This is a genomic window from Scandinavium sp. NPDC088450, assembly GCF_044900545.1.
Lineage (GTDB): Bacteria > Pseudomonadota > Gammaproteobacteria > Enterobacterales > Enterobacteriaceae > Scandinavium.
Genome location: NZ_JBJDNI010000003.1, coordinates 69,194 through 87,563, shown reverse-complemented (window position 1 = coordinate 87,563; position 18,370 = coordinate 69,194). Strand labels below are relative to the sequence as shown.

The following is an 18,370-nucleotide window of genomic DNA, read 5'->3' as shown; positions in this document are numbered from 1 at the left end:
GGAAAATAAGATGCGCTTACTTCGTTATGGGCAACCCGGTCAGGAACGCCCGGGTTTACTGGATAAACAAGGCATTATTCGTGACCTGTCGGCGTGGATTGACGATATCAGCGCTGACACGCTGTCCGCCGAAATGCTGTCCCGCCTGGCTTCGCTTGCCGAAGAAGAGTTGCCTGTGGTGGAGGGTTCTCCACGCCTTGGCCCTTGCGTGGGCGGCAGCCGCAAATTTATCTGCGTTGGCCTTAACTATTCGGATCATGCCGCAGAAACCAACGCCGTTGTGCCGCCAGAGCCGATTCTGTTTATGAAATCCCCGCACGCCATCGTCGGCCCGAATGACAACGTTGAGATCCCACGCGGCTCGGAAAAAACAGACTGGGAAGTGGAGCTCGGGGTGATCATCGGCAAGAAGGCCAAATACGTCAGCGAAGATGAGGCTATGGCGCATGTAGCAGGTTATTGCGTGATCAACGATCTCTCTGAACGCGCCTTCCAGATTGAGCGTCAGGGACAGTGGGTGAAAGGAAAAAGCTGCGACACCTTTGGCCCAATTGGCCCATGGCTGGTGACGCAGGATGAGATAGCCGATCCGCAGAATCTCGCCATGTGGCTTGAAGTCGACGGACACCGTTACCAGCAAGGATCAACCTCAACGATGATCTATGACGTGCGCTATCTGGTCTCCTACATTTCGCAATTTATGACGCTCTATCCCGGCGACATTATCTCCACCGGCACCCCGCCGGGTGTAGGCATGGGGCAAAAACCGCCGGTTTATTTGCGCCCCGGACAAACCCTTCGCCTGGGCATTGAAGGACTGGGCGAACAACAACAGCTCACCTGCCCCTGGTCATCACAGTAAGGAATTTTGTTATGGCAACGATTACTAACGTTGAAGTGTTTATGGTCATGCTGGAACCGAAAGTCCGGCGCGAAGATGCCATTCAGGCTTTTGTGTGTCAGGAGACGCCGTTTGTTCGCATTACTGATTCAGAGGGCGCGCAAGGTCTGGGTTACAGCTATACCATCGGTACTGGCGGCCCTGCGGTGCTTTCGCTATTAGAGAAGACCCTTGCGCCTGCGCTTATTGGTAAAGAAGCCGATCAGATTGAATCACTCTGGCGTGAGCTGCTGTTCCTGACGCACGCCACCGCAGTCGGTGCCATCACCTCGCTGGCACTGGCGACTATCGATACTGCACTCTGGGATTTGCGCTGCAAACGCAGCAATCAGCCCTTGTGGATTGCGGCAGGCGGCGCACAGTCGCGCATTCCGATGTATAACACCGAAGGCGGGTGGCTCAATCTTTCCACCACCGAACTGGTCGACAATGCTCTGGAATGTCAGGAGAAAGGCTTTGGCGCGACCAAACTAAAAGTCGGTTTAGCGATTAAAGAAGATATGGCTCGTCTGCGTGCGGTGCGTGAGGCAACCGGCGATAACTTCGAAATTTTCACCGATGCCAACCAGGCTTTCCGGGTCGATGAAGCGATTCGCCGCGCCCATCACTATCAGGAACTGGATATCGGCTGGCTGGAAGAACCGCTCCCGGCAGATGACCTGCAAGGACATATCCGCTTAAGCCAGCAGACCAGCGTGCCGATTGCCGTGGGTGAAAGTATCTACAGCCCGCTGCATTTCCGTGATTATTTGCAGCATAACGCCTGTTCAGTGGTGCAGGTGGATGTCGCACGTATCGGGGGGATCACGCCCTGGCTGAAAGTGGCGCATCTGGCGGAGTGCTTTAACATCGCCGTTTGCCCTCACTTCCTGATGGAACTTCACGTTTCGTTATGTGCGGCAGTACCGAATGCCCGCTGGCTGGAATACATTCCACAGTTGGATGCCCTCACTCACCAGCCAATGCAGGTCGACGGCGGTTATGCTTTGCCTTCGTCCGAGCCTGGATTGGGTATCGACTGGGATCTCAAGGCGCTGGAACGCCACACTTTGCCGGGAAGTTATCAGCGCATCACTCGCTAAACCCCGCCTGCGCGACTCTCTCCACAGAGTCGCGCCCGACACCATCACACTTTAACAAACAAATTTTTGTTTTTAACGAGCGCAGCGATGGGCTGGGAGAAGCGGCCCGCTGGAGCATGAATTATCTCCAGCAGCCGGCAATGAAAATCGCGCTGAGCGGCGGGTAAAAATTACCCTTCGACTAACTGATGGGCCATACGGTTATGTTGTTCAATAATGACGGGAACATCAGCCGTTGTGACCCTGCCTTCTTCAACGACGATTCGACCGTTGATAATGTTGTAAGCCACTTTGCCCGGATTACAGAACACCAGTGCCGACACCGGATCGTGCTGCGCGCCTGCCAGACCAATCCCTTCAAGACTGAACACGGCGATATCCGCCATCATGCCCGGTGCCAGCGCGCCAATGTCATCACGGTTGAGATTCTTCGCACCGCCCAGAGTAGCAATTTCCAGCGCTTCACGAGCCGTCAGCGCTTCAGGGCCGAAACCGACTCGCTGTAACAGCAGCGCCTGACGAACCTCACCCATCATGTCAGAACTGTCGTTTGAGGCAGAACCATCCACACCCAACCCCACGTGCATTCCGGCATCCAGCATATGACGAACCGGGGCAATGCCAGAACCCAGGCGCATGTTTGAACATGGGCAATGCGCGACCCCCGTCCCGGTGCGGGCGAACAACTTCATGCCGTAGTCATCGAGCTTGACGCAGTGTGCATGCCAGACATCGTGGCCTACCCAGTCCAGATCTTCTACGTACTGAGCCGGGGTCTTGTTGAAGGTTTTTTTGCTGTACTCAATGTCGCTCACGTTTTCCGCAAGATGCGTATGGAGCGATACGCCATGTGCACGCGCCAGCTTCGCAGAATCACGCATCAGTCCTTCGCTGACGGAGAACGGCGAGCAAGGCGCAACCACAATGCGGATCATCGCCCCACGCTCTGCGTCGTGGAACTGTTCAATCACACGCTGGGTGTCTTTGAGGATAAATTTCTCATCCTCAACAATCGAATCCGGTGGTAAGCCGCCCTGTTTTTTGCCTACGCTCATGCTGCCTCGACAGGCATGAAAACGCATGCCCATCTCTTGCGCGGCTTCAATACTGTGGTCGAGCTTGATACCGTTGGGATAGACGTACTGATGGTCACTGGAGGTGGTGCAGCCTGAGAGCATCAGCTCCGCCATGGCTGTTTTGGTCGCCACTTTCATCATTTCCGGCGTCAGCTTTTCCCAGATGGGATATAACGCGGTCAGCCAGGTAAAGAGTTCACCGTCCTGTGCGGCAGGCACAACGCGGGTCAGGCTTTGATACATATGATGGTGAGTGTTAATCAGGCCAGGAATAATAATATGCCCTTTCAGATCGATAACCCGGTCAGCCGTTTTCGGGACTTCATTTTCTGTGCCGACAGCAATAATGGTATTGTCTTTAATAAAGACGCAGCCCTTTTTAATTTCGCGCTTATCTTTATCCATGGTCACGACCATATCAGCATTTTTGAGTAGCAGCGTTTTCCCCTGTCTCGGTGGCATGCTGCTGTGGGCATCTCCTGTGAATGACGAGACCAGCTTTTCTTTTGCGGCGGCTGGAAGCGTCGTCAGCAAGGGGGCCAACAGCGGTGCTTTGACCAACAGACGACGTAAATGATCGGGTTCTTGATCCTTCATTACAACTCCATATTCAAATGATATATATATGATGTTTTTTTGCAGTTATAGTATTCCGCAAAATTACCTTTTCGCACGCAGAATATTTGGAATATGAAATTGTAGATTTTAAAAACATTAGCTCTCACTGAGGAGTTAATTGCAGAAGGTTTTATTTTTACTGAAAGGAGACTGCATCCCGTTTATTGGTCATCCCATATTGGGATGCAGTCTGATGTGTGCGGAAAATTTATTTGTGTTTAAACAACGGAACAGTTTCACCCGTGATATAGCGGCAGCGCAGCCAGGAAGAAAGCGCATCCATGGTCATCACTACCGCAACCAGAATCAGGGTGATGAACATCACCACATCCCAGTTCCACAGGCGCATGTTTTCGGCATAGATAAGCCCTATCCCGCCTGCACCGACAAAGCCCAGCACGGCAGCGGAACGGGTGTTGGATTCAATTTGATACAGACTCAGGGCCAGGAACGTCGGGAAGGACTGGGTGAAAATACCGAAGCGGTGTTTTTGCAGGCCGTTTGCCCCCACAGCGGTTAATCCTCTGCCTGGTGAACGATCAACGGCTTCATGGCCTTCCGCATACAAGCGCCCTAATAACCCGGTGTCCTGCATGATAATAGCCAGTACCCCCGCCAGTGGCCCCAGCCCGACAGCGCGAACGAAGATAAGCCCCCAGATGGCCATATCAATGCCGCGCAGCATGTCGAACAGTCGACGCATCAGCATGGCGATGACTCGGGTCACCGGGCCACGCATGATGTTTCGCGCCGACAGAAATGACAGCAGCAGAGCTATCACCGTGGCGGTAATGGTGCCGGAAAACACAATCGCCAGGGTGATACCAATCTGGCTGAAGTAATAGCCAAAAGGCCAGTTCAGGAAATCATGCCAGACGAACATGCGGAAAAAGTAACGGCCAAGTTGCTGCATCCCGGTGGTTAGCTGTTCATAGCTGATGCCGAACTGAATGAAAAACCAGATGTAATACAGCCCGACAACCAGCGCCAGCAACGCCAGATGGCGCAAATAACGCCGTTGAGCTTTAAACAGCGCCGGGTGCGCTTCCTGATAATGTGCGGTGTCGGTCACCGCCTGCCAGCTCTTCATTTCGCGCCCTCCAGCACTCGTTGACGCAGCCGTCCCGAGAGCGTATCCAGCAGTGATACCACAATGACAATCAGCAGCAAGGTCATGCTGACCTGGTCATAGCGGTCCAGTTTGATGTTGGTCATCAGCTCCTGGCCGATGCCGCCTGCGCCGACAAGCCCAAGAATGGTCGATGAGCGGAAATTAATTTCGAGGCGCATAAAACCGTACGAGAGAAATATCGGTTTCACCTGCGGCCACAATGCAAAACGCATCCGTTGCACGGGTGTTGCCCCGCAGGCAATCAGGCCGCGCACCGGTTTGTCCTGTGCACTTTCGATGGCTTCATAAAACAGCTTGGTCAGGCTGCCAATGGTGTGCAGCGTCAGCGCCAGAAAACCGGGGATAGCGCCAATGCCAAAAGCCATCACAAAGATAACGGCCCACGCCAGTTCCGGCATGGTGCGCAGAAAGGCGACTAAGGCACGAATGCCGAAGCGTAATCCCGCGGGTGACCAGGCGTTCCGTGCAGCCAGAAAAGCGAGGATCGTAGCGATGGCTACCGCCACCAGCGTGGAGGCCAGCGCCAGTTGCAGTGTTTCCCAGATAAGCGGCAGCTGAATGGGCAAGCGGTAACCCCAGTACGCCAGCGAACCTTTGGTGTGGGCATCGGCAAACAGCAGGCTGCCGTGCAGCGTCGGCACGGTTTCCAGCATGTAATCGAAGAAGTTCGGCAGGGAGTGCCAGATGGTGATGAGATTAAATTCAGCCGCGTGTCCGGCGGCAAAATAGAGCACCAGCAGCAGCGCGGACCAGGTCACCGTATCACGCGTCTGGCGCATTTTGACCTGCTGGTAATAGCGTTCAAATTCAGTATTCAGCATGTTCACTCACGAGAGAGTCGCTCTCCCGGCAACACACCGGGAGAGAAAAGTGTGGCGGATTAACGGGCGTTAACCAGCTCGCGCTTCATGTCGATGATCTGCTGGAAGTCGGCAACTGTCGCCGGGCCGATATGCTGCGTGCCGCCCATTGCCTTGATAAAGCAGGCGTGATCTTCCTTATCCAGTTTCTTCACCGCTTCAACCACTTTGGCTTTGAAATCCGCAGGCAGGCTGTTGCTGACCAGAATCGGGCCATTCGGGATTAACGGCGATTGCCAGATAATGCGGATATTTTTCATCAGGTCCGGATGATCCATACGAATCAGACGGTTGAAAGCACCTGCGGTGTAACCATCGTTGTAATCACCCACCATGGAAGCCCAGGTGACTGCGCCCGCGAACTGGCCGTTCAGCACGCCGAGAATGTCTTGCTCGTGGCCGCCAGAGAAAGTCACGCTGGAGAAGAAGTTGTTGTATTTGTTATCAGGCGTGCCGCCGAATTTCTGTTTGAAAGCCTGGTTTGGGATCAGGAAGCCCGAGGTGGAATCCGGGTCGGCCATGCCGAAGGATTGCCCTTTCAGGTCATCAATGGTTTTGTACGGGCTGTCGGCTTTGACAATCACCACTGAGTGATAACCGCGCGACTGGTCTTTGTCATCGACAGCGATGCCCACGATATCGACCGCTTTCGGGTTATTGATGTACACGGACGCGTAAGAAGATGGCGACATGCTCAGCACCACATCCACTTTGCCGCCGAGCAGACCCTGGATCACGCCAGAGTAGTCAGAAGAGTTGCGCAGTTTGGTATCAACATTCAGTTCTTTATCGAGGAAGGTTTTAACACACTGGTTATCGCCGATTTGCTGGGTGGCGTTTTGCCCGCCCAGAATCCCCAGATTCAGCTCTTTGGGTTGCTCAGCCGTTGCCTGCCAGGCCACCAGCAGCCCTGCCATCAATGCGGAAAATCGTAATGCGCTCGTCATGTGCTTAGTCATTATCTTTGCCCGTGTTGTCTTATGTTGAGAAACGTTGGTAAAAAGAATCAATGGAGCTGGCTGACTTCGTCGCCATACAGCTGGTGCAGAACATCCGGAGTCAGCCGCTCCGGTCTGTCATCAAACACAATTTTGCCCTGCGCGATGCCAATCACGCGGGTGCAGTACGTTTTGACCAGTTCAATGGAGTGCAGGTTAACCATCACGCTGATGCCCTGCTCGCTCACTTCCCGCAGCACGCTCATGATGCGCTGGGTGTTTTTCGGATCCAGCGAGGCCACCGGTTCATCGGCCAACAGAATGGAAGGGTTCTGGATAAGCGCCCGGCAAATGGCGACGCGCTGCATCTGCCCGCCAGAGAGATTCTCTGCGCGCTGTAAGGCGTGTGGCAGCATGTTCATCCATTCGAGCAGCGCGATGGCGCGAGCGCGGTCGTCATCGGAGAACACTTTGAATAAAGATTTCAGTGTCGAGGTCTGACTCAAACGGCCTAACAGCACGTTGGTCAGCACGTCCAGACGCGGCACCAGGCAGAAGTCCTGGAAAATCATCCCGCATTCCGTGCGCCACTGATTTAATGCTCGACCGCGAAGGCCAGAGACATCATGCGGCATGCCCACTTCCGGGTAGCTCAGCATTTCGCCGGAAGTGGCGCTGTGGGTGCCGTTAAGCACGTGCAGTAGCGTAGATTTTCCCGCACCGGAGCGCCCGACAATCCCGACCATTTCGCCTGCATGTAAGTCAAAATTGATGTCACTCAGCACCGGCTGGCTGGCGTTGTACGATTTGTACAAATTTTTCACGCTCAGCACTTTACGCTGCTGGACGCCAGTAATTTGCGGCAAGGTCGGATAATCGTTCAGGGAAAAGAGTGCGCGTGCGTTGTTCATATCGGTTCCACGTAGCCTGAATTCGTCGTGGGTTATTAACAACGCTGCGCGTGACGCTTTAATGACAGAAAAACGATAAACAGATGAAGATGACAGGCAAAGCGAGGGCGAGAACGTGCGGGTGATTCGCCATGCGCCAGATAGCGTTTCGCACTATCTGGCGCACTGGCAGTCACGCTGGGATCAAGGCCAGCCGTTTACTCCTGCACAGAAACAGGACGGCTGACATCAGGCTCAGCCTTGGCAAACTTCCCGTGGTTGAGGTCGCCGACAATGCTGTTCATTCGGGCTTCATTCAGGCCATAGAAACGAATGGCGATGGCGGTCAGCACATAGAACACTGACGGAATGATGGAGAACAGCAGCACGATACCGCCGATGGCTTCAGCCGATTGCACGGTGCTGCTGGACGCATAGCCATAGAACGCCAGCACCCAACCCAGAATGGCCCCGCCGACCGCTACGCCTAACTTGATCACAAAGATGTTGGCGGCGACGTTCATGCCGGTAATACGGCGCTGCGTTTTCCATTCACCGTAGTTGTTGGCATCGGTGATCATCGACCACTGGATGGCGGCATTACCGCCCTGCACCAGTTGAATCAGCATGTGAGCAAACAGCGGGATTGCCCAGTACTGGATAGGCAGCAGGAAACACACCGCGCCGAGGGCGGCGTTAATCATGTTGATCCAGAACGACAGTTTGACCTTGCAAAAACGCGTGCCGAACGGTTTTGCCAGCACCGACCCGAACATTGAAGCAAACATCCCGCCGAGCATAAACCAGCTGATAATATCCGAGCCTTTATTCAGCACGCTGTTGACGTAATACACCACCGCGCCACCGCGGATAACCACGGCCACCAGCATCGTAAAATTGTAGATGGACAATATGCGCCACTGATCGTTACGGAACAGAATTTTAATATCCCGCGCGATATTGAGGTTTTCTTCTTTAATCGGCTGCACGCGTTCTTTGGTGGTAAAGAAACAGACGATAAACATCAGGCAACCAATCGCACCGAATATTGCCATTGCCACCTGAACACCCGCAGCACGATCGCCCGGGAACAAGAAATCCGCCAGCGGTAAAATAAAGGCTGTGCCTAATGCACCGCCAATTGGCGTAATGGCAAAACGCCAGGATTGCAATGACAAACTTTCCTGTGGGTCCGTGGTCAATGCCGCACCCAATGAACAGTAAGGAATATTAATCGCGGTATACATCAGTGTCATAAATATATATGCCGCGACGGCATACACCACTTTGCCACTGTCTGAAAAACTCGGAATGGAATAGACCAGCACGCAACTGACAGCAAACGGAATGCAAATGGCAAGTAACCAGGGACGGAAGCGCCCCCAGCGGGTTGCGGTGGCATCGGCAATCGCCCCCATAATGGGGTCAGTAATAGCGTCTAATATGCGAACCAGTAAAAACATGGTGCCCATCACCGCCGGAGGCAAGCCATAAATGTCGGTATAATACCAGGCAAGAATAGCGACTGAGGAATCAAATACAATATGACTTGCGGCATCACCCAGGCTATAGCCGACTTTTTCTCTGACAGATAGTTTTTCTCCAGCCACGATATTTTCCCCTTTAAGGATAGTGAACTGCAACCGGTTCCAGTTTGAGGCGTTATTCTTCGCACAGGCGTGGAAAACAGATCCATTATGATTTTTTGCTAATTTCTTATGTTTTTTGCTTTATGTGATCTGTAAGGGTTTGATGCGCACTCTGGCTCTATTTTTTGTATTCCCGGTCACAGGCCATTGTCCCGGTAATTTGTCTGGAAAAGCGTAAAACGTTAACCCCGACACGCGCATCAATGGATATTCGTCTATTGTTGAAGCTGCGGAATTAGCGCTTCTTACAAGGAGAATAACCAATGAGAAAACCCGTTTTGCGCCGCACCTCTCCCCTTTACGCTGCTTTGCAACTTGCGCTTGGCGGCATGCTTCTCTCACTGACAATGGCCTCCGCACAGGCTGATGATGCGCCTTCTGCGCCGCCACAGTCTCCGGACGTGCTCCTCGGGCCCCTCTTTAATGATGTGCAGAGCGCCAAACTTTTCCCGGATCAGAAAACCTTTGCTGATGCGATCCCCAAAGGCGACCCGCTGATGATCCTGGCGGATTACCGCATGCAGCGGAACCAGCGCAGTTTTGATCTTCGCCATTTTGTTGATGTGAATTTCACGCTGCCAGAAGAGAAAGATAAGTACGTGCCACCTGAAGGCGAGAGCCTGCGGGCACATATCGATGGCCTGTGGCCGGTGTTGACGCGCACCACGGATACCGCCGCCAAATGGGATTCCCTGCTGCCATTGCCTAAGCCGTATGTGGTGCCTGGCGGGCGTTTTCGCGAAGTCTATTATTGGGACAGCTACTTCACCATGCTGGGGCTTGCCGAGAGCGGACACTGGGACAAAATCGAAGATATGGTGGATAACTTCGCCTATGAAATCGATACCTGGGGCCACATTCCCAATGGCAACCGTAGCTATTACCTGAGCCGTTCGCAGCCCCCGTTCTTCTCTTTGATGGTCGAACTGCTCGCCACCCACGATGGCGATGCCGCGCTGAAAAAATACCTTCCGCAAATGGAGAAAGAGCACGCTTACTGGATGGATGGGCAGGATAATCTCCAGGCCGGGCAAGCCGACAAACGCGTGGTGAAACTCGCCGATGGCACGGTGTTAAACCGCTATTGGGATGACAAAGACACGCCGCGACCAGAATCCTGGCTGGATGACGTCAATACCGCCAAAAGTAACCCGAATCGCCCGGCGACAGAGATTTACCGCGACCTGCGTTCCGCCGCCGCTTCCGGTTGGGATTTCAGTTCGCGCTGGATGGATGATCCGCAGAAACTCAGCACCATCCGCACCACCAGCATTGTGCCGGTCGACCTCAATGCTCTGATGTACAAGATGGAAAAAATCATCGCTCGCGCCAGTAAAGCAGCAGGCGATGACGGGAAGTCCTCAAGCTATGACGCAATGGCAAGCACACGCCAGAAAGCAATGGAACATTATTTGTGGAACGATAAAGAAGGCTGGTATGCCGATTACGACCTGAAATCCCACAAAGTGCGCAATCAACTGACAGCCGCTGCCTTGTTCCCGCTTTATGTGAATGCGGCTTCCAATGATCGGGCCTCAAAAATGGCGGCGGCTACGGAATCTCGCCTGCTGAAAGCGGGCGGTATTGCGACCACAACGGTCAACAGTGGTCAGCAGTGGGATTCACCTAACGGCTGGGCTCCGCTGCAATGGGTCGCCACTGAAGGGCTGCAAAATTACGGTAAGGACAGCATCGCGATGGAAGTCAGCTGGCGATTCCTGACGAACGTGCAGCACACCTACGATCGTGAGAAAAAACTGGTCGAGAAATATGACATTACGTCTACCGGCACGGGCGGAGGTGGCGGCGAATATCCGTTACAGGATGGCTTTGGCTGGAGTAACGGCGTGACGCTGAAAATGCTGGATTTGATCTGCCCGAAAGAGAAGCCTTGCGACGATGTGCCGAAAAACCGGCCTGCGCCTGCGCCAGCCGCTGTGAAAACTCAGTAACCTTGCTCACTGCCCGGCGGCGCTTCGCTTGCCGGACCTACAAACCGTAGGCCCGCGCAAACGAGTGCCGCCGGGCGATCGCCCCCTGCTACTAATATTGGTAGCCGCCTCCTTCTACACTCTTCTTCGCTTGCTTCAGTTAACGCAAACAATAATAATTCGCATTCTTTTTAACGAAAAATGACATTTTCGCACGCTTTGACACGGTGGCGCACAGGAGTGCCAGGCCGCGTTTTTCAGGATTATGCGATGAATAACACTTTGCTTCTTAAACGCTCGTCAGTGCTGTGCGCCCTGGCGCTGGCATTTCCCTGCTCTTCTCTGGCGGAAGAAACCGTGGTGGTCACTGCGGAACCGGCACAATCCGCGACAGCACCCACGCAAGGCTATACCGCCAAAACCTCTACCGGCGCGACCAAAACCGATCAGCCGTTGATCACCACTGCGCAATCTGTTTCGGTGGTCACTCGCCAGCAGATGGAAGATCAGGGTGCCACTAACGTCAGCCAGGCCCTGAGCTATACACCAGGTGTTTACAGCACCTTTGGCGGCGCGGCGACAAGGTTTGACGCGATTTCTCTGCGTGGCTTCCACGGCGGCGACGTCGATAATATTTTCCTCGACGGTATGCGCCTGATGAGCGACGGCGGCAGCCACAACGTGCTGCAAATCGACCCATGGTTTATCGACAGAATCGATGTGATTAAAGGCCCGTCTTCTGCGCTTTATGGTCAGAGCGTGCCAGGCGGTCTGGTCAATCTCACCTCGAAACGCCCTCAGTTTAAATCTGAGGGGCATATTCAGGCGTTTGGCGGCACGCAAAACACCAAAGGCGCGGCTTTTGATTACACTGATGCGATTAACGACCAGTGGGCTTATCGCATTATCGGCATCACCCGTAATACCGATACGCAATTCGACAATACCCGCGAAGAACGGTACGCCATTTCCCCTTCCCTGCTCTGGCAGCCAGACTCAGACACCAGCCTGTTGCTTCGCGCTTATCTGCAAAAAGATCCCTCCGGCGGCTATCACGGTTCTTTGCCGCTCGACGGCACCCGCTATGAGCACAACGGACGCAAGCTCAGCAATCACACCAACGAAGGTGACGCGGGCGATGGCTATCAGCGTCGCGAGCAGATTTACAGCTATGAGTTCGATCACCAGTTCAACGACATCTGGTCTGTTCACTCCAGCGGCAGCTATACCCATTCGGATGTGAACCTGAATCAGGTTTATCAGGTGGGCTGGATTGATGGCAGCGATAATCTGGCGCGCGGCTATAGCGGCTCGAAAGGTTCTCTTGATGGCTGGTCGACGGATAACCGTATTAAGGCTGATTTTGCGACTGGCGAAGTGGCTCACACTGTGGTGCTGGGCGGCGAATACCATCGCTTCCGTAACGATTTATGGACCGGCGCAGGCGGCACTTCTCCGCTCAATCCATGGACTTATTACACCCCGCAAACCGGGCATACCGTGACCTACAGCGATGACAACAACCGTCGCTATTATCAGGCAGGTGTGTATTTGCAGGACGAAATGGTCTGGAATCGCTGGCATGCGGATTTGTCTGCGCGCTATGACCGCATTGTTTCGCAGCAGGTGAGCGACACCTTTGGCACATCCACACGTCGTTCAGACGATCACATCAGCACTCGCGGCTCCTTGTTGTATGCCTTCGAAAATGGTCTGTCGCCTTACCTGAGCTACAGCCAGGCGATCACTCCCGCCATGCTGGTCGGTCCGGACGGCAATCTGCTGAAGCCCACTACGGCGGAACAATATGAAGCAGGGCTTAAATTCCAGCCGCCTGGCACCAGCGATATGTACAGCTTCGCGCTGTATGATTTGACCCAAAAAGACGTGGCGACCCGAGATACCAATATCGGCACAGCCACTTTCTTACCAGCCGGAAAAGTCCATTCACAAGGCATTGAACTGGAAGCACGTAATCAAATTACCCCGCGTCTGAGCACCATTGCCGGTTACAGCTGGAACCGCCTGCGTTTTGCTGACACCAAAGATGGCACCGACGACAATACGCCGCAGCTGACACCCGATCAGATGGCTTCGCTGTGGGCGCATTATCAGTTTGATTTCGGCATCAGCGCTGGCGCCGGTGTGCGTTATATCGGTAAGCAGTGGGCAGATGATGCCAACACCGAACGCCTGCCGTCAGTCACCCTGGTTGACGCCATGGTGCGTGCGGATTTAGGGGCCTGGACTTCAGCCCTGAAAGGCGCGTGGTTGCAGGTGAATGCCAACAACCTGACAGATCGTGAGTATCTTTCAGGCTGTTATGGCACCAACAACTGCTACTGGGGCGCGGAACGCTCGGTCATTGCGACTGTTGGGTATGATTTTTAATCGCAATACTGACACTTGCCGGGCGGCACTTCGTTTGCGCCGGCCTACGAATTATCCCGCTTTGTAAGCCTGACAAGCACAGCGGTGCCGGGCAATGAAGCATAAAAAAGGGCAGCCCGCAGGCTGCCCTTTTCAACAAAAATAGTAACTTAGTTTCGGCGCAACAATCTGAACACGGCCAGCACCACAATCGCACCGACCACGGCGACCAGGAAGCTGTGCATGTTGAAGCCAGTGACGCTCCCGCCCATCCCAAACATGGTTGCCAGCCAGCCACCGACTACCGCACCCACAATCCCTAAAATACAGGTAAGGATGAAGCCGCCGCCGTCACGACCCGGCATAATCAGTTTCGCAATCACACCGGCAATCAGTCCAAACACAACCCAGGCAATGATACCCATTTTAACCATCCTCCAAATAAACAATAGCCATAGAAAAAACGTGCGTATTGTGCGCTCCGGTTCCCTTAAGTATAGGTAAACATTCCTAAAACGCGGGTGCACTCTTCAAATATTTATCGCAGATTTTTTTGTTCTGTTTGTATTAAGTTCTCAAACGCGCTGCCGATAGTTTACCAATGGTCTGTCATCCAGGAGCTATCAGGCGTGAGTCATTACAATGAGCAATTCCTTAAGCAAAGTCCGCTGGCAGTGTTGAACGTATTGCGCGATCTCCATCGCGATCGTATTCCGTTGCGCGTGTCGTGGGGCACAAACCAGTTTATCAGCCGCATTCTCGATATCTCCCCACAGGCGCTGATCATTGACTACGGCAGCCAGGAATATGAAAACCGTGCCGTGGTTCGTGCCGAAAACATCACCCTGTCCGCTGAAACTCAGGGGGCAAAAGTCGAATTCACGGTGCCGAAGGTCAACAGCGGGCAGTTCCTTGATCTTCCCGCATTCACCATGCCGGTGCCGCCTTCGCTGTGGTTTGTTCAGCGCCGGGAGTTTTTCCGTATTGCCGCCCCGCTTCACCCGGTTTATTACTGCAAAGCGAAGCTGCCAGATAAAAGCGAAATTCGTTTCCGACTGTGTGATTTGTCACTCGGCGGCATGGGGGCGTTAATGGATGAAGCGCCACCTGCGTTGCTGAAAGATGGTCTGATGATCCCACAGCTGGAACTGGATATGGGCGAGTGGGGAAAATTTCATTTTGATGCTCAACTGATTTCGCTGAGCGAACGGAAGGTGGTGGACAGCAAAAATGAGACTATCAGCACGCCGCGCCTGAGTTTCCGCTTTCTTAACGTCAACCCCGCTATCGAGCGCACGCTCCAGCGCATTATCTTTTCGCTGGAGCGTGAAGCGCGAGAACGCGCCAATAAAGTCCGTTAATCAATCGCGTCCATGGCCTTTTGCACTTTCCAGATATAGCGAGGGGCCTGCGGCGACGGATGGTTCCTCACGATGTGCTCGAAGAACTCTTCTTTATCCATGCCGTTAATCTCTGAGATAGCCTTCTTGCGGTCGGAAGAGAAGGTTCTCAGCAACGCGCCTGCGCCGTTCACGTAAGAAGTTACCAACGCGTACTGCATCACTTCCGGGTCTTTGATGCCTGCCAGCACGCCGTGCTCAAGAATGCTGAAGTATGCCGATCCCATCGAAATATTGCGCTCAGGGTTCTTTAAATCGCTGACAGAAGGATCACCGCTCCAGCCCATGTAGCGATAAACTTCGCGCCCGGCCGTAGAAGGTTTGAGCTGCATCAGGCCAACCGCACCGGATTTACTGATGACATTCGGATTACCGCCAGATTCCACGGCGATAATGGCGGTGATGAATTTCGGATCAAGCCCCCAGGCCGCGCCAGCTTTTTGACTGATGGGCATCCATTGCATCGCCCGCTGGACAGGTACCGTCGGGTTGTAAGGGGGTTGAGTGTAATCGTATTTCGGTTTCGAGCTACAGCCTGCAAGCAAAACAGCCAAAATGGCAAACCATCTTAATTTCACGCATCTATCCTTCTGATGGAAATGTGCCGCGCATAATGACAACGCGTTATTCAGGCGGCATGATAACCGTTTCATTCTCTGCAAGGAATTGCCATGAATCTGTTTCATCTGATCGCGCCATCGGGCTATTGCATTAACCAGAAGGCCGCGGCTCTGGGTATTCAGCGTCTTGAAGCGCAAGGTCACCAGGTGCTGAATCAGCAGGTTGTCACCCGTCGCCAGCAGCGTTTTGCTGGCACCGAGACCGAGCGAGCAGAGGATATTAACGCCCTGGCAACCCTTACCGGAAACAACACGATAGTGATGCCCGTGCGCGGCGGTTACGGGGTAAGTCGCTTACTCGATAAGATTGACTGGCCTGCGCTTGCCGCTCGCCAGCAGCAGGACCCGTTACTGATTTGCGGCCACAGCGATTTCACCGCCATTCAGATGGCATTGCTTTGCGAAGGGGTGATTACATTCAGCGGACCAATGATTGCGGGGAATTTCGGTGCACAAACGCTTAACGATTTCACCGTCGATCACTTCTGGCGTGCCTTGCGGAATCCTGAGTTCACCATCGAATGGGCAGGACACGGGCCAGAATGCGTAACGGAAGGCACCGTCTGGGGCGGCAACCTGGCGTTGTTGGTGTCACTTATCGGCACGCCGTGGCTGCCCACTATCGAAAACGGCATTTTGGTGGTGGAAGACATCAACGAACATCCGTTCCGCGTTGAGCGCATGCTGCTGCAACTTTTCCATGCCGGTATTCTTTCGCGCCAGAACGCCATTGTGCTGGGCAGCTTTAGCGGTGCGGAGCCGAATGAGTATGACGATGGCTACGACATTCCCGTGATGGTCGATTATCTTCAGTCACGGCTGGCTATTCCGGTGCTCAGCGGGCTGGATTTTGGCCATGAGCAACGCACCGTGACGCTGCCGTTGGGTGCAAAAGGCCGTTTAGTGCATAACGGCGACACCACCACACTCTCCCTGAGCGGGCATCCGGTTATCGCTGAATAAAAAAACTATTCATATCTCTGATAAATCCATCGTTTCACGTACGAATATGGTAACGTTTTAGCTCTTCGAACCGCGCGAAATCTGGGAGTACGTGAACGTTGGATGCTGGAGCAATAATCAGTCTGTTTATTTTGGGTTCGGTGCTGGTCACCCTTAGCATTTTATTGAGCTCATTCTCCTCCCGACTCGGCATCCCGATTCTGGTCATTTTCCTCGCCATAGGCATGCTCGCCGGCATCGACGGCATTGGCGGCATTCCGTTTGATAACTACCCTTTCGCCTACATGATCAGTAACCTCGCGCTGGCGGTTATCCTGCTGGATGGCGGGATGCGCACCCAGGCGAGTTCGTTTCGCGTAGCGCTTGGACCCGCACTTTCGCTCGCGACCGTTGGCGTGCTGATAACCTCCGGGTTGACCGGCATGATGGCGGCCTGGCTGTTCAAGCTGAATTTGATTGAGGGGCTTTTGATTGGCGCGATTGTCGGCTCGACTGACGCCGCGGCGGTGTTTTCACTGCTGGGTGGCAAAGGGCTTAACGAACGTGTTGGCTCAACGCTTGAAATTGAATCTGGCAGTAACGATCCGATGGCGGTGTTCCTGACCATCACCCTGATTGAGATGATCCAACAGCATCAGGCCGGGCTGAACTGGATGTTTGCCGTGCATATCATTCAGCAGTTTGGTTTGGGCATCCTGATTGGCCTCGGCGGCGGCTACCTGCTGTTGCAGATGATCAACCGCATTTCACTGCCTGCGGGGCTTTATCCTCTGCTGGCGCTGAGTGGCGGGATCATGATTTTCGGTGTCACCACAACGCTTGATGGCAGCGGAATTTTGGCCGTTTACCTGTGCGGTTTTCTGCTGGGTAACCGCCCAATTCGCAACCGTTATGCGATTCTGCAAAACTTCGATGGTCTGGCGTGGCTGGCGCAAATCGGCATGTTCCTTGTGCTCGGCCTGCTGGTAACGCCTTCTGACCTGCTGCCGATAGCCATTCCAGCCTTGTTACTTTCCGCAGGTATGATTTTCTTTGCTCGCCCGCTTTCGGTGTTCATCGGCCTGCTGCCTTTCCGTGGTTTTAATCTGCGCGAACGGGTGTTCATCAGTTGGGTTGGATTACGTGGTGCTGTGCCAATCATTCTTGCCGTTTTCCCGATGATGGCCGGGCTTGAAAATGCGCGCCTGTTCTTTAACGTCGCCTTCTTCGTGGTGCTGATTTCCTTGCTGTTACAGGGCACGTCGCTGTCCTGGGCGGCGAAAAAAGCCAAAGTTGTCGTCCCGCCAGTCGGTTGGCCTGTCTCGCGCGTGGGGCTGGATATTCACCCGGAAAACCCGTGGGAACAATTCGTCTACCAACTAAGCGCCGACAAATGGTGCGTGGGCGCTGCCCTGCGTGACCTGCATATGCCGCGTGATACGCGTATCGCCGCGCTGTTCCGCGATAACGTGCTGCTGCACCCAACGGGCAGCACACGGTTACAGGAAGGCGATGTGCTGTGCGTCATCGGCCGTGAGCGAGATTTACCACTGCTCGGTAAACTGTTCAGCCAGTCGCCGCCGGTGGCCCTGGACCAGCGCTTCTTTGGTGACTTTATTCTGGAAGCCAGTGCCAAATTCGCCGATGTGGCGCTGATTTACGGTCTCGACGGCGGGGAAGAATTCCGCGATAACCAACAGTCGCTGGGCGAAATCGTGCAGCACATGCTCGGCGCCGCCCCGGTTGTCGGCGACCAGGTTGAATTTGCCGGGATGGTGTGGACGGTGGCCGAGAAAGAAGACAATGAAGTGCTGAAGGTGGGTGTCCGTGTCGCCGAAGAGGAAGCTGTCTAGCTCTTGTGAGTTGCCGGGTGGCGGCTTGTCCTCTGCGGCCTGATGCCCTCTCCCCGGCCCTCTCCCACGGGGCGAGGGTGCAAACACTAAAGGCCTTTTCCCAGGAAA

General features: G+C 54.1%; 15 protein-coding genes. 7 read left to right on the top strand and 8 right to left on the bottom strand.

The features are described from left to right. The first annotated feature begins 10 nt into the window (after nt 1-10). Together ACI2I2_RS04410 and ACI2I2_RS04405 are read left to right on the top strand one after the other, a co-directional pair. Nucleotides 11-862: a fumarylacetoacetate hydrolase family protein gene (locus ACI2I2_RS04410; RefSeq protein WP_404656792.1), complete on the top strand. Its 852-nt coding sequence runs from the start codon at nt 11-13 to the stop codon at nt 860-862. An 11-nt stretch (nt 863-873) separates the two neighbouring features. Beyond that, nucleotides 874-1,983, top strand: coding sequence for a mandelate racemase/muconate lactonizing enzyme family protein (locus ACI2I2_RS04405; RefSeq protein WP_404656791.1), 1,110 nt, complete (start codon nt 874-876; stop codon nt 1,981-1,983). A 170-nt stretch (nt 1,984-2,153) separates the two neighbouring features. On the opposite strand, the gene ACI2I2_RS04400 is transcribed toward ACI2I2_RS04405, so the two are convergent. From ACI2I2_RS04400 to ACI2I2_RS04375, 6 genes are all read right to left on the bottom strand, one after another. Then, nucleotides 2,154-3,521, bottom strand: coding sequence for an 8-oxoguanine deaminase (locus ACI2I2_RS04400; RefSeq protein WP_404656923.1), 1,368 nt, complete (start codon nt 3,519-3,521; stop codon nt 2,154-2,156). Nucleotides 3,522-3,885: 364 nt separating this feature from the next. Further along, complete coding sequence (phnE, locus tag ACI2I2_RS04395; RefSeq protein WP_404656790.1) at nt 3,886-4,767, bottom strand: phosphonate ABC transporter, permease protein PhnE; 882 nt, start codon at nt 4,765-4,767, stop codon at nt 3,886-3,888. Next, on the bottom strand, nt 4,764-5,630 hold the full coding sequence (gene phnE / locus ACI2I2_RS04390) for a phosphonate ABC transporter, permease protein PhnE (RefSeq protein ID WP_404656789.1): 867 nt from the start codon (nt 5,628-5,630) through the stop codon (nt 4,764-4,766). The genes phnE (ACI2I2_RS04395) and phnE (ACI2I2_RS04390) overlap by 4 nt, the downstream gene beginning before the upstream one ends. Before the next feature lie 59 nt (nt 5,631-5,689). Beyond that, nucleotides 5,690-6,628, bottom strand: a complete 939-nt coding sequence (gene phnD / locus ACI2I2_RS04385) for a phosphonate ABC transporter substrate-binding protein (protein ID WP_404656788.1) — start codon at nt 6,626-6,628, stop codon at nt 5,690-5,692. 47 nt (nt 6,629-6,675) lie between these two features. Beyond that, entirely contained in the window at nt 6,676-7,518 is an 843-nt protein-coding gene (gene phnC, locus ACI2I2_RS04380; protein ID WP_404656787.1) for a phosphonate ABC transporter ATP-binding protein, read from the bottom strand. Nucleotides 7,519-7,715: 197 nt separating this feature from the next. Beyond that, nucleotides 7,716-9,110 carry a glycoside-pentoside-hexuronide (GPH):cation symporter gene (locus ACI2I2_RS04375; protein ID WP_404656922.1) on the bottom strand — a complete coding sequence of 465 codons (1,395 nt, stop codon included), beginning with the start codon at nt 9,108-9,110 and terminating at the stop codon, nt 7,716-7,718. Nucleotides 9,111-9,409: 299 nt separating this feature from the next. On the opposite strand from ACI2I2_RS04375, the gene ACI2I2_RS04370 reads away from it, so the two are divergent. After that, on the top strand, nt 9,410-11,098 hold the full coding sequence (locus tag ACI2I2_RS04370; RefSeq protein ID WP_404656786.1) for an alpha,alpha-trehalase: 1,689 nt from the start codon (nt 9,410-9,412) through the stop codon (nt 11,096-11,098). A gap of 249 nt (nt 11,099-11,347) precedes the next feature. Beyond that, complete coding sequence (locus tag ACI2I2_RS04365) at nt 11,348-13,468, top strand: TonB-dependent siderophore receptor (protein WP_404656785.1); 2,121 nt, start codon at nt 11,348-11,350, stop codon at nt 13,466-13,468. A 149-nt stretch (nt 13,469-13,617) separates the two neighbouring features. Here ACI2I2_RS04365 and ACI2I2_RS04360 read toward each other — a convergent pair whose 3' ends face one another. After that, complete coding sequence (locus ACI2I2_RS04360; RefSeq protein ID WP_404656784.1) at nt 13,618-13,872, bottom strand: GlsB/YeaQ/YmgE family stress response membrane protein; 255 nt, start codon at nt 13,870-13,872, stop codon at nt 13,618-13,620. Between the two features lie 204 nt (nt 13,873-14,076). Between ACI2I2_RS04360 and ACI2I2_RS04355 the strand changes: the two genes are divergently transcribed. After that, a complete protein-coding gene (locus ACI2I2_RS04355) occupies nt 14,077-14,808 on the top strand; it encodes a flagellar brake protein (RefSeq protein ID WP_404656783.1) in 732 nt (243 codons plus the stop codon). Here ACI2I2_RS04355 and emtA read toward each other — a convergent pair. Further along, nucleotides 14,805-15,425 carry a membrane-bound lytic murein transglycosylase EmtA gene (emtA, locus tag ACI2I2_RS04350; RefSeq protein ID WP_404656782.1) on the bottom strand — a complete coding sequence of 207 codons (621 nt, stop codon included), beginning with the start codon at nt 15,423-15,425 and terminating at the stop codon, nt 14,805-14,807. The genes ACI2I2_RS04355 and emtA overlap by 4 nt on opposite strands. A 93-nt stretch (nt 15,426-15,518) precedes the next feature. On the opposite strand from emtA, the gene ldcA reads away from it, so the two are divergent. Together ldcA and ACI2I2_RS04340 are read left to right on the top strand one after the other, a co-directional pair. Then, entirely contained in the window at nt 15,519-16,430 is a 912-nt protein-coding gene (ldcA, locus tag ACI2I2_RS04345; protein WP_404656781.1) for a muramoyltetrapeptide carboxypeptidase, read from the top strand. A gap of 98 nt (nt 16,431-16,528) precedes the next feature. After that, nucleotides 16,529-18,262, top strand: a complete 1,734-nt coding sequence (locus ACI2I2_RS04340; RefSeq protein ID WP_404656780.1) for a potassium/proton antiporter — start codon at nt 16,529-16,531, stop codon at nt 18,260-18,262. Nucleotides 18,263-18,370 lie beyond the last annotated feature (108 nt).

What these genes read in the sequence shown, in the direction of transcription:
- ACI2I2_RS04410 (WP_404656792.1), top strand. Translation starts at nt 11, where the DNA reads ATGCGCTTACTTCGTTATGGGCAACCCGGTCAGGAACGCCCGGGTTTA.
- ACI2I2_RS04405 (WP_404656791.1), top strand. Translation starts at nt 874, where the DNA reads ATGGCAACGATTACTAACGTTGAAGTGTTTATGGTCATGCTGGAACCG.
- ACI2I2_RS04400 (WP_404656923.1), bottom strand. Translation starts at nt 3,521, where the DNA reads ATGCCACCGAGACAGGGGAAAACGCTGCTACTCAAAAATGCTGATATG.
- phnE (WP_404656790.1), bottom strand. Translation starts at nt 4,767, where the DNA reads ATGAAGAGCTGGCAGGCGGTGACCGACACCGCACATTATCAGGAAGCG.
- phnE (WP_404656789.1), bottom strand. Translation starts at nt 5,630, where the DNA reads ATGCTGAATACTGAATTTGAACGCTATTACCAGCAGGTCAAAATGCGC.
- phnD (WP_404656788.1), bottom strand. Translation starts at nt 6,628, where the DNA reads ATGACTAAGCACATGACGAGCGCATTACGATTTTCCGCATTGATGGCA.
- phnC (WP_404656787.1), bottom strand. Translation starts at nt 7,518, where the DNA reads ATGAACAACGCACGCGCACTCTTTTCCCTGAACGATTATCCGACCTTG.
- ACI2I2_RS04370 (WP_404656786.1), top strand. Translation starts at nt 9,410, where the DNA reads ATGAGAAAACCCGTTTTGCGCCGCACCTCTCCCCTTTACGCTGCTTTG.
- ACI2I2_RS04365 (WP_404656785.1), top strand. Translation starts at nt 11,348, where the DNA reads ATGAATAACACTTTGCTTCTTAAACGCTCGTCAGTGCTGTGCGCCCTG.
- ACI2I2_RS04360 (WP_404656784.1), bottom strand. Translation starts at nt 13,872, where the DNA reads ATGGGTATCATTGCCTGGGTTGTGTTTGGACTGATTGCCGGTGTGATT.
- ldcA (WP_404656781.1), top strand. Translation starts at nt 15,519, where the DNA reads ATGAATCTGTTTCATCTGATCGCGCCATCGGGCTATTGCATTAACCAG.